General features: G+C 32.0%; 12 protein-coding genes and 1 pseudogene. 9 read left to right on the top strand and 4 right to left on the bottom strand.

Annotation, left to right across the window (positions count from 1 at the left end):
* From CF66_RS04195 to purF, 7 genes and pseudogenes are all read left to right on the top strand, one after another.
* The coding region (locus CF66_RS04195) for a FimV C-terminal domain-containing protein (RefSeq protein WP_278184546.1) at nt 1-599 on the top strand (599 nt) is incomplete at its 5' end.
* A gap of 62 nt (nt 600-661) precedes the next feature.
* A complete protein-coding gene (gene truA / locus CF66_RS04190; protein ID WP_034411799.1) occupies nt 662-1,456 on the top strand; it encodes a tRNA pseudouridine(38-40) synthase TruA in 795 nt (264 codons plus the stop codon).
* 21 nt (nt 1,457-1,477) lie between these two features.
* Nucleotides 1,478-2,317: pseudogene (gene accD, locus CF66_RS04185) on the top strand (acetyl-CoA carboxylase, carboxyltransferase subunit beta); the annotation flags it as partial.
* Between the two features lie 63 nt (nt 2,318-2,380).
* Nucleotides 2,381-3,661, top strand: coding sequence for a bifunctional tetrahydrofolate synthase/dihydrofolate synthase (gene folC, locus CF66_RS04180; protein WP_034411789.1), 1,281 nt, complete (start codon nt 2,381-2,383; stop codon nt 3,659-3,661).
* A complete protein-coding gene (locus CF66_RS04175) occupies nt 3,651-4,202 on the top strand; it encodes an SPOR domain-containing protein (protein ID WP_034411788.1) in 552 nt (183 codons plus the stop codon). The genes folC and CF66_RS04175 overlap by 11 nt, the downstream gene beginning before the upstream one ends.
* 67 nt (nt 4,203-4,269) lie before the next feature.
* Entirely contained in the window at nt 4,270-4,737 is a 468-nt protein-coding gene (locus CF66_RS04170) for a CvpA family protein (protein WP_016504069.1), read from the top strand.
* 85 nt (nt 4,738-4,822) lie between these two features.
* Nucleotides 4,823-6,283 carry an amidophosphoribosyltransferase gene (gene purF / locus CF66_RS04160; RefSeq protein WP_016504068.1) on the top strand — a complete coding sequence of 487 codons (1,461 nt, stop codon included), beginning with the start codon at nt 4,823-4,825 and terminating at the stop codon, nt 6,281-6,283.
* Between the two features lie 12 nt (nt 6,284-6,295).
* On the opposite strand, the gene znuB is transcribed toward purF, so the two are convergent.
* Together znuB and CF66_RS04150 are read right to left on the bottom strand one after the other, a co-directional pair.
* Complete coding sequence (znuB, locus tag CF66_RS04155) at nt 6,296-7,090, bottom strand: zinc ABC transporter permease subunit ZnuB (protein ID WP_034411787.1); 795 nt, start codon at nt 7,088-7,090, stop codon at nt 6,296-6,298.
* Between the two features lie 11 nt (nt 7,091-7,101).
* Entirely contained in the window at nt 7,102-7,809 is a 708-nt protein-coding gene (locus CF66_RS04150; RefSeq protein WP_034411786.1) for an ATP-binding cassette domain-containing protein, read from the bottom strand.
* Between the two features lie 90 nt (nt 7,810-7,899).
* Between CF66_RS04150 and znuA the strand changes: the two genes are divergently transcribed.
* The gene (gene znuA, locus CF66_RS04145; RefSeq protein WP_034411797.1) at nt 7,900-8,799 is read left to right on the top strand and encodes a zinc ABC transporter substrate-binding protein ZnuA; all 900 of its coding nucleotides are present in this window, start codon (nt 7,900-7,902) and stop codon (nt 8,797-8,799) included.
* Nucleotides 8,800-9,216: 417 nt separating this feature from the next.
* Here znuA and pyrC read toward each other — a convergent pair whose 3' ends face one another.
* Nucleotides 9,217-10,257: a dihydroorotase gene (gene pyrC / locus CF66_RS04140; RefSeq protein ID WP_016504064.1), complete on the bottom strand. Its 1,041-nt coding sequence runs from the start codon at nt 10,255-10,257 to the stop codon at nt 9,217-9,219.
* 215 nt (nt 10,258-10,472) lie between these two features.
* Between pyrC and fieF the strand changes: the two genes are divergently transcribed.
* Nucleotides 10,473-11,381 carry a CDF family cation-efflux transporter FieF gene (gene fieF / locus CF66_RS04135; protein WP_034411785.1) on the top strand — a complete coding sequence of 303 codons (909 nt, stop codon included), beginning with the start codon at nt 10,473-10,475 and terminating at the stop codon, nt 11,379-11,381.
* Nucleotides 11,382-11,440: 59 nt separating this feature from the next.
* Here fieF and CF66_RS04125 read toward each other — a convergent pair whose 3' ends face one another.
* Entirely contained in the window at nt 11,441-11,650 is a 210-nt protein-coding gene (locus CF66_RS04125) for a cold-shock protein (RefSeq protein WP_016504062.1), read from the bottom strand.
* Nucleotides 11,651-11,660 lie beyond the last annotated feature (10 nt).

The following is an 11,660-nucleotide window of genomic DNA, read 5'->3' as shown; positions in this document are numbered from 1 at the left end:
CAGAAGAAGAATCAAAGCTAGAATTAGAAGAAGAACCAAAGATAAATCCAGAAGAAGAATCAAAGCTAGAATTAGAAGAACGAAAACACACATTATCTAATTCTATTAATCTTAATAATTCAAACACCAATTCTATACTTAATGAATTCGGCATATTAGAAGATCAGCAAGATGATGTATTGCAAGATATTCCTGATGATGAAAAAATAGTTTGGGATGATAAAAATCAACTGAAACAGGGGGTTATTTCTAAAGAAAATTGGGATGAACAAGAACAATTAAGCAGTTTTAATCCTCAACATAAATATCAAACTATTGATGAGTTAATAGCTGAGGTTGATAGCAAAGAAAAAGAAGGAAAAGAGTTTAATGAAAATATCGATGAATTGTCTAATATTATTGATGATATTGCTCTTAAAGACTCTTCTGTAGATGAAGAAGCAGTAGGTAATTTAAATTTAGCAAAAATGTATATCGAAATGAATGATATTTATGGAGCAATAAAATTATTAGAAAAGGTTATAGTTGATGGAACAGACGAAATTCGTAGAGAAGCTAAACTGCTGATTGATTCTCTACAAAAGCAAAGTAATAGTTGATTTGTCTGAATAAATAATCTTGTTATTCTATTGGGATTGTGTTTTTTAGAGTTAGTAAAATGATGAGAATTGCATTAGGTATTGAATATGATGGTACTAGATATTTTGGCTGGCAGTATCAAAAAAATTTGATAAGCATTCAAGAAATTCTTGAAAAATCTTTAAGTATTATTGCTAATCATTCAGTTAAAGTACAATGTGCAGGACGTACAGATTCTGGGGTTCATGCTACTGGTCAAGTAGTTCATTTTGACACTGTAGCAAGCAGAAAAATGTCAGCATGGACAATAGGAGCAAATGTGAATATGCCTTGTGATATAGCAGTTTGTTGGGCTAAGAAAGTTCCTAGTGATTTTCATGCACGTTTTACAGCTACTGCTCGACGTTACCGTTATATTATTTATAATAATATTCTTCGACATGGAATCTTATCATTAGGTATTTCTCATTATTATAATATACTTGATGAAAAAAAAATGCATCAAGCTGCTCAATACTTATTAGGTGAAAATAACTTTAATTCTTTTAGAGCGGGTAATTGCCAATCAAGGAGCCCATGGCGTAATGTTATACACGCAAATGTGACGAGACATGGTTATTATGTTGTTATTGATATTAAGGCTAATGCTTTTTTATATCGTATGGTAAGAAATATTGTAGGCAGTTTGATTGCAGTTGGTACTGGGAAAGAAAATCCCAATTGGATCAAGTGGTTATTAGAACAAAAACAACGAAAATTATCTGGTATTACTGCAAAAGCTGAAGGACTTTATCTTGTTAGTGTGGAGTATCCGTCATGTTTTTTTCTTCCTAAAATGCCAATTGGTCCATTATTTTTCTCAGATGAGCTAGACTAAAAGATAAGGTTAAGGTTTTTCATGAGTTGGCTTGAAAAAATTTTAGAAAAAAGTAATCTCGTTCGTTCTCGTAAATCTTCTATTCCTGAAGGAGTATGGACTAAATGTGTATCTTGTGAACAGGTATTATATTATGAAGATTTAAGACGAAATTTAGAAGTATGTCCTAAGTGTAATCATCATATGCGTATCAAAGCTCGTCATCGTTTAAATACTTTCTTAGATGACTCTAATTGCGTAGAGTTAGCCCATGAATTTGAACCAGAAGACAAGTTAAAATTTAGAGATTCAAAACGCTACAAAGATCGCATTATAGCTGCTCAAAAGCTTAGTGGTGAAAAAGATGCATTGATTGTTATGAAAGGTGAGTTATTAGGTATTCCTTTAGTTGCTTGTGCCTTTGAGTTTGCTTTTATGGGTGGTTCAATGGGTTCTGTTGTTGGAGCTCGATTTGTTCGTGCCGTTGAAACTGCAATAAATATGCGTTGTTCATTGGTTTGTTTCTCTGCTAGTGGTGGTGCTCGTATGCAAGAGGCTTTAATATCTCTTATGCAAATGGCAAAAACTTCTGCTGCACTCCATCGTCTTTCTAAAAAAGGTTTACCTTTTATTTCCATTATGACAGATCCTACAATGGGTGGTGTATCTGCAAGTTTAGCAATGTTAGGTGATATTAATATTGCTGAGCCTAATGCACTGATTGGTTTTGCTGGTCGTCGTGTTATTGAACAAACCGTTCGTGAAGATTTACCAGAGGGGTTTCAGCGTAGTGAATTTCTTTTAGAGCATGGAACTGTTGATATGATTATTGACCGTCGTGAAATGCGTCAACGAGTTGCAGGTTTAATTGCAAAAATGACTGAATAAATACGTATCACTGATAGTCATTTAATTAATAGTGTTTATATGTTAGTTATAACTTGAATGAATCAAATTTCCCCCAGTAAAAAAGGCACATCCTCTCTTTCAGTTTGGCTAGATTATTTAGCTAAGATCCACAGCACTGCTATAGACCTTGGGCTTGAACGTATTGGTTTCTTAGCTAGAAAATTGAATATTGTAAAACCAGCTAAAAAAGTTATTACAGTTTCTGGAACAAATGGTAAAGGATCTACTTGTGCATTTATGGAGGCTGTCTTACTTGATGCAGGTTATTCTGTTGGTGTATACAGTTCACCGCATTTAATTCGTTATAATGAACGTGTCCGTATTAATGGTCAAGATCTTCCCGATGAAAAATATATTGAATCATTTGATTTTATTGAAAAAAGACGTCATGGTGTTAGTTTAAGTTTTTTTGAATACACTACGCTTTCAGCATTATACTTATTTCAAAATGCAAATCTTGATATAGTATTACTTGAAGTAGGTCTTGGTGGTCGATTGGATGCTACAAATATAGTAGAACATGATGTATCTGTTATCACAAGTTTAGCTATTGAACATACTGATTGGTTAGGGAGTAACATAAATACTATAGGTTTTGAAAAAGCAGGTATTTTTCGTTCTGGAAAACCAGCTATTTGCGGCCAATTAAATCCTCCTTTAACGGTTGTCGACTATGCTAATGAAATTAAAGCTAATTTTCAGCAAATAGGAGTTCATTACAGATACACTATTGCTAGAAAGCAAACTTGGAACTGGACAAGTGATGCATATAGCATTAATGGACTACCTATGCCAAAGTTACCACTACAAAATGTGGCAACTGGTTTGATGGCTTTAAGTCTTTCTGAGTTAGATTTCAATAAATCAAATATTCTCAACGCACTTTACAATGCGAAATTGCTAGGAAGAATGCAACTTCTCAGTTCTAATCCTACTATTCTATTAGATGTAGCACATAATCCTCATGCCGCAGAATACTTATCTAAGTGGATTCAAAAATCTTATTCAAGTTGTCAAATTCATATAGTTGTTGCAATGTTACGTGATAAAGATGTTAAAGGGACATTAGATATGTTGAAATTTTCTAAACAAAAATGGTATCCTGCTTCTTTGACCACTGAACGAGCCGCATTTGTAGATGAATTATGTCTACATTTGCCTAACTTTGAGGGTAAATATTCTAATCCTACAGAAGCTTTTAAAGCTGCATTTAGGTCGGTTAAGATTAAGGATATGATATTGGTTCTCGGTTCATTTTATACTGTAGGTGAAATTTTGCGGTATTGGTATAGTAAAGGAGGTCAGAATGGGAAGTAAATTTCAAAATCGATTAGTAGGAACGATAGTTTTAGTGTCTATTACCGTGATTGTCCTTCCTGATCTATTAGATGGAGAAAAAATTCGTTATGAAGATCCAATTGAAAGTATACCTATTAGGTCTTGGCATGAAGATGATGTTAGAATGAAATTGAAAATTCTAGAACCTATTAAAGAGCAGGTAATGCTTCCTAATTCTCCAGTAACAGAAATTCAAGGAAAGTTCATTTCTCCAAATAATCCAACACAAGAAAACCCTTTATCAGTAATTGTAAATTCCAATCCTCATAAAAATAAGTATGAAAATAGTGCTTGGATTATTCAATTAATGGCATTAAAAAACTTTAATAGTGCAGATAATGTTGTTCAAGATTTAAAACAACGTGGTTACCAAGCTCATATAAAAAAAGAAAACTCATTTGCAAGAGTCATAATTGGACCTGATATTTCGAAAAAAAAATTAGAGCGGCAGTTAGTTGAGTTAGAAGAAATCACTGGTTCGAAAGGACATTTAATTCAGTTTAATCCATTAAATCCATAAGAATATGTTTGTTTTAAAGCTTTTTCTGTTAGAATATTTCTTAACTTGATTTCAAGTTTAAGAAATTATGAATGGATTAGATATTATTATTTTAAGTATAGTTAGTTTATCTTCTTTAATAAGTTTATTTCGTGGCTTTTTAAAGGAAGCACTATCATTAATTGTTTGGCTTGGCAGTTTTTTCGTTGCCGTCAGGTATTATATAGAGTTTTCTGTATACTTTGCTAATATTGAGGTTAATCTTTTACGCAGCGGTGTAGCTGCAGTAGTGCTTTTTATTACAACACTGTTCGTTGGGGCAATTTTTAGCCGTTTAGTTTGTCATTTAATTCAGAAAACAAGTTTATCTGGCACCGACCGAGTTTTTGGTATGATATTTGGTACTTTTCGTGGAGTACTAATAATTTCAGCTGGTTTGTTTTTTATAGGAACCTTTACCTCTGCTAGCACAACAACATGGTGGAAAACTTCTAAATTGATACCTAAGTTTAATCTAATTAACGAATCGTTATCGGAATATTTAGAAGAAATTTAAAGCTTTGTTATCTAGGTACTCAGCTTCATTGATATCAGTTCAATGGGCTTATAGCTTACCTTTCTAAATGATTGAGGGTTGCAGTATGTGTGGTGTTGTTGGAGTGGTGGGTACCGTACCTGTTAATCAAGTGATTTACGATGCCCTGATAGTATTACAGCACCGTGGTCAAGATGCAAGTGGAATTTGTATCATAGAAAATAATTGTTTTCGTTTGCATAAAAATAATGGCTTGGTAAGAGATGTTTTTCAATCAGAAGATATGCAACATCTCCAGTCAGGCAATTTTGGCATCGGTCATGTTCGTTATCCAACAGCTGGTACCTCAAGTGCATCAGAGGCTCAACCATTCTTTGTCAATTCTCCTTTTGGTATTACACTTGCACATAATGGTAATTTGACAAATGCTCATCAGGTACGTAAAAAATTATTTGAACAAAATCGAAGGCATGTTAATACCAATTCTGATTCAGAAGTTTTGCTTAATGTGCTTGCACATGAGATTGATAAGGTTCAAGGAATTGTTACATCGAAGGATGTTTTCCAATCTATTTCTAATGTACATAAAATTATTCGAGGTGGTTATGCAGTTGTTGCGATGATCATCGAGCATGGACTTATTGCATTTCGAGATCCTAATGGTATTAGACCTTTGTGTTTAGGTATGCGTAAGCAAAGCGGATCTTTTTGTGAGTATATGGTTGCTTCAGAATCAGTAGCATTAAATGCTGTTGGTTTTGATTTTGTTAGAGATGTAGCACCTGGTGAGGCTATCTATATAACATTTCAAGGTGAAATATTTACTCAGCAGTGTGCTGATAAACCGAGGTTAACTCCTTGTATTTTTGAATTTGTTTATTTTGCAAGACCTGATTCATTTATAGATAAAATTTCAGTATACAGTGCTCGGATTGAAATGGGGAAAAAGCTTGGTCAACGTATTAAAGAAGAATACTCTCATTTAGATATTGATGTGGTCATTCCTATTCCTGAAACTTCATGTGATATTGCTTTGCAAATAGCGTACGCAATTAATAAGCCATATCGACAAGGCTTTGTTAAAAATCGTTATGTAGGTCGTACATTTATTATGTATGGTCAAAAGCAGCGTAAAGAATCAGTACGCCGTAAGTTAAATGCAATTAGTTCTGAGTTTAAAGATAAGAACGTATTGCTAGTTGATGATTCAATTGTTAGGGGAACTACATCAAAGCAGATTGTTGAAATGGCACATGATTCAGGAGCGAGACAAGTTTTTATGGTATCTGCTGCTCCAGAGATTCGGTTTCCTAATGTTTATGGCATTAATATGCCTAATTCTAATGATTTGATTGCTTATAGACGAAATAGTAATGATATTTGCAAGAGAATAGGTGCCAACGAACTAATTTTTCAAAGATTAAATGATTTAGTAGATGCAGTAGGTATTGGAAATCCAGATATTGATGAATTTGAGACCTCAGTTTTTAGTGGAATATATGTTACTGGTGATATTGATCAAAAATACTTAGATTTTCTTGAATCTCAGTATATTAATGATACATAATTCGGATTATGTTTATGTTGAGGATCTAACAAATGTTATAGTTTGGCTTAATATAAACATTGCCGTAGCACTTATCACTATTGATGGACCTGATGGTGTATCTACAAACCAAGAAAGAACAAGACCAAGAAGGACTGAAATTATACTGACAAAAGAAGCAAAAATTGCCATTTGTTCTGGATTCTTAGAAAAAGGTCTAACGATTGCAGGAGGAATGATAAGCAATGAAGTAATAGTTAATACTCCAATAGATCTCATACCTACAGCAATAACTAAACCAAGGATGAGCATTAATAAAATTCTTATAATGTCTACATTTAGTCCTTCGACTGAAGCTAGATCCTCATTGATTGTTACTGAAAGCAATGATCTCCAGAATAAAATTAGGACTACGCTAGCTAATGATACCATAGTATAAATAGCTAACAAATCCATTGGTGATACTGATAGGATATCACCAAATAGATAATCCATTATATCTACTCTTATATCATCTAAAAAACTAACGGTGACAAGTCCTAGTGAAAGGAAACTGTGTGCAAGAATTCCAAGCAATGTATCAGTTGAAATTAATCTTTGTTTTTGTAGTAAAACTAGAATAAAAGATAATAATAGAGAACATATTATTAAGGAAAAATAAATATTGATATTTAATAAGAATCCTAATGAAATTCCCATAAGTGATGCATGTGCTAAAGCTTCACCAAAATAGGCCATCTTTTTCCAAACGATAAAAGATCCCAATGGTCCGGCGATAATGGCGATACCCAAACCAGCAAGAAAAGCAGGTAATAAAATTTCAATCATTGTAATTGATACTAGTCAGAGTGATTATGATGATGTTTATACAAAGATAAACCTAACTGATATTGACCAAATAGTGCTGCATATTTAGGATGTTTTTTGATACTTTCTGGTGAACCAGCACAGCAAATACGACGCTGCAAACAGATCACATTATCAGTTTTTTCCATTACAAGATGTAAGTCATGAGAAGCCATAAAAACGGCGCAGCTAAAAAGTTGACGAATCTTGTCTATCAATTTATAAAGTTCTCTCTGACCTTGCACATCAACACCTTGTGCTGGTTCGTCAAGAACCAATAAATCAGGACGTTTCAATAAAGCTCTTGCAATAAGAACACGTTGATTCTCTCCTCCAGAGAGTTGATGCATACTATTTTCAGAGAGATTTTCTATACCAACTAATTTGAGTGTTTTTCTCAATTCTAGATTATTAACTTTACCTGATAGTTTAAGGAAACGTTTGACACTTAGTGGTAATAAATAGTTTAAATTTATTTTCTGAGGAACATATCCAATATGAAACTTCCTGTATTTTTTAATAGTTCCAGAATAAAGAGGTTGTAATCCTAATAAAACTTTTAAAAGTGTCGACTTACCAGCACCATTTGGCCCAATTAGAGTAGTTATTTCACCTTTTTTTATGGTAAGAGTAATATCATCAAGGATATCATTTCCTCCTAGACGAACTTGTATTCCTGTTAACTTCACTAAAATAGACACGTATATTAAAACTCATTTGCAATTTAATAAATGTTGAGTGTAGCATGTGGGCTATGTTTAAATCTATATAATTGCTTTTATAATTTAATTATGAGAACTTTACTTTTTTCAATTATATTTACCATGATTCCTAGTTTAGCTTTAGGAAAGAGCATATTAACTACTATTAAACCTATTCAAATGATAGTATTAGAACTCACTGATGGAGTTGCTAAACCAGATGTTTTGCTTTCTGGTAAAACATCACCGCATGGTTATGCGTTACGTCCTTCTGATATAAAAAGGATTCAAGATACAGATTTGATGATTTGGTACGGACGTGACTTAGAACCATTTCTTGAGAAACTTCTTGAAAATAAAACGAATATACTGACGTTAAGTAAAATTCCTGAACTTAAATTAAAAAAATATCATAGACATGAACATCACCACCACGGATATGAAGAGCATCATGGACACGAACATCACCATGGATCTTATGATCCTCATTTTTGGTTAGGTAAAGAACCTACTATCCAAGTGGCTCGTGCTATTGCAGATAAACTTCGAGAAATAGACCCAAAAAATAAAGCTAAATATGAAGCTAATTTTTTAAGTTTTTCCAAACAGTTTAAAAAGGTATCAAAAATTATTGGGAATCAATTAAATTCTATAAAAGATAAGGGATATTATGTATTTCATGATGCTTATAGTTACTTTGAAATAGATTATTCTCTTAATCATTTAGGACATTTCACTGTAGAACCAACTAGAAAACCTGGAGCAAGAACGTTGTCATTAATTCATGCTGATTTAGTCAAAAATAAAGCTGTATGCGTATTCTCAGAACCACAATTTGTTCCAGACGTAGTTTATTCAATTACTAGAGGGACTAATGTAAATATAGGTGTTTTAGATCCTATAGGTAGTAATATTAATGTAGAAAAAGGTAGTTATTTTGTTTTCTTAAAGTCTTTAGCCCATAGTTTTAGTAACTGTTTGAGCAAGTAACTTATTTTATTTTAATTATTTGTGTGTTTAAGAGAGTTTTTTTATTTGTCTGAAAATTAGATAGATAGGTAGTTTCATTTGATATTCAGTAAAACTTTACTTTTGCTAAAAGGATGAATCTATCCATCAGGCAATTTAATTAAGTAAGTTTTTAAGTTTAACATAAGGTCCTTTATATGTTAAGAATCACTACGATATTGCTTTTTATAGTTTTTATTTTTTTTTGCTTCGTTATAAAACAAAAAAAATACAGAAGTGTTTTATTATTATCCTGATTAGTATTTTTTTTGTTTATATGGGATCCTTAATGTTAATCGAACTGTTATGTCATTGACATAACTATTATAATTGGATAGTTTTAAAGGTGGTAGAACAATTTTTTTAATCAATTGAATTTAAATAAAGAAATATTTATTTTTACTTACATTCTTTTACTTTCCAACTAATACTCGATCCACTTCGAATTGGTACAACAACATCATCTTTACCAAATGGAAAGGTTTCTTTTACAAACCATGTTTCTTTAACTAATTTTATAGTATCTGGATTGCGTTTTATACCATAGAAATCTGCACCATTATGGCTTGCAAAAGCTTCAAGATTTTTTAGTCTGCCTTCTTTTTCAAAAACTTCTGTATAAAGTTCTAATGCTGCATGTGCTGTGTATAATCCAGCACATCCGCAAGCTGATTCTTTTTTAGTTTTGCTATGCGGCGCAGAATCACTTCCTAAAAAGAATTTTTTGTTTCCACTTGTTGCTGCTTGAATAAGAGCTTGCTGATGCGTATTACGCTTAAGAACAGGAAGACAGTAAAAATGTGGCTTAATACCACCTGCCAGCATATGGTTACGATTATATAACAGATGATGTGCTGTAATTGTTGCAGCTACATTATCATTAGCGTTTTTAACAAAATCAATTGAATCAGAAGTGGTTATATGTTCTAAAACAATTTTTAAATTTGAAAAATTATTTATAATTTGAGGTATAACAGTACTTAAAAAAGCTTTTTCACGGTCAAAAATATCAATATTATCCCCTATAATTTCACCATGAATTAGCAGTGGTATACCTAATTCTTCCATTTTCTCTAGTGGACTATAGATATTTTTAATAGCAGTAACTCCTAAATAAGCATTAGTAGTTGTCCTAGACAAGTACAGTTTAGAAGCAAGTATAATACCAGATGCTTTTGCTGTTTGGATTTCTTTAGCACTGGTATTATCTGTAAGATATAGTGTCATTAAAGGTTTAAAATGAGGATTTGAATTTCTATCTAATATTCGAGTACGATAGGAGGATGCCATAGCAGTTGTGATAATTGGAGGTTCAGTATTCGGCATAATAAGCGCTCTACCATTGTACTGACTAATATCTCGGACAGTGTCAACTAAAACATTGCCATCACGAAGATGGACATGCCAATCATCAGGACGAGTTATTGTAAATGTTATCATAATTCAACAAATAAGGATTAATTAAGCTGGTTAAAGCTATAGAATTTTATTTATTTTATTTTCAATAATAATAAATTCTAATTAATAAAGCATTATTTAGAATTTATCTGTATCCAGTTAAATTTGTCATAGTATAAATAATCATAACAATTTATATTTCCTATTATTTTACTGTAATATTAATTCTAATTTTATTATTGGTGATTATACTATATATGAAAAAAGAGTATTCATATTTAGTTAGTATATGTTTATGTATATCAAGCATGGTTTCCATTTTTCTTCTTATTATCAAGATGATTATCTGGTGGAGTACAGGTTCAGTTAGTTTATTGGCTTCATTAATTGATTCTTTATTTGATATAATTATATCTATTATTAATATTATAGTAGTACGTTATTCATTACAACCTGCTGATAAAGAACATGCGTTTGGTCATGGAAAAGCAGAATCTCTTTCAGCTTTAGCTCAAGCAATGTTTATTTCAGGTTCTTCATTTTTTTTAATTTTAAATGGTGTTGAACGTTATTTTCATCCATATAAATTACATTCTCCTGAATACGGTATTTATGTTAGTTTAGTTGCTATTGTAATTACTTATGCTTTAGTAAGTTTTCAAAAATATGTTTTAGAAAAAACTAACAGCCAAGCAATTGCTGCTGATTTTTTACATTACAAAGCTGACTTGTACATGAATGTAGCAGTTATACTAGCGTTAGGTTTCAGTTACTATGGAATTGAAGAAGCGGATTCTATTTTTGCTATTGGGATTGGTTTTTGTATTTTATATAGCGCATTTAAAATGCTTGTAGGGGCTATTAATAATTTATTAGACCATAAATTACCTGATGATGAAATAGAAAAGATTCTCAGTACTTGTTTATCTACAAAAGGAGTATTAGGTGTGCATGACTTAAGGACCCGTATGTCTGGCCCAGTTCGATTTATTCAATTTCATTTAGAATTACAAGATCAGATTCCTCTTTTAGAGGCTCATAATATTTCAGATAAAGTCGAAGCTAAATTACTAAAGCTATTTCCAGAAGCAGATATTATGATTCACCAAGATCCACGTTCAATAATTAGTAAAAAAGAGAAAAAAAGACCAGGACGAACTATCTAAGCATTTGAAGGAATACAAATTAAGAACGTCTTAGTCTTTTTTATAAGCAAAGAAAAGTATTAGATAACTTTAATATTTTCAGCCTGAGGCCCTTTTTGTCCAGTGGTCACTACAAATTCTACTCTTTGACCTTCAACTAATGTACGAAAGCCATCACCAGAAATTGCGGAGAAATGAGCAAATACATCTGGCCCATTTTCTTGTTGAATAAAACCAAATCCCTTAGTTTCGTTGAACCACTTCACTGTACCAGTAACTACATTAGACATGAAAGAATCC

It is taken from the genome of Candidatus Photodesmus anomalopis (genome assembly GCF_000731785.2).
Taxonomy (GTDB): domain Bacteria; phylum Pseudomonadota; class Gammaproteobacteria; order Enterobacterales; family Vibrionaceae; genus Vibrio; species Vibrio anomalopis.
Note: the sequence above shows the minus strand (reverse complement) of the source record. Positions and strands in the feature narration are given on the sequence as shown.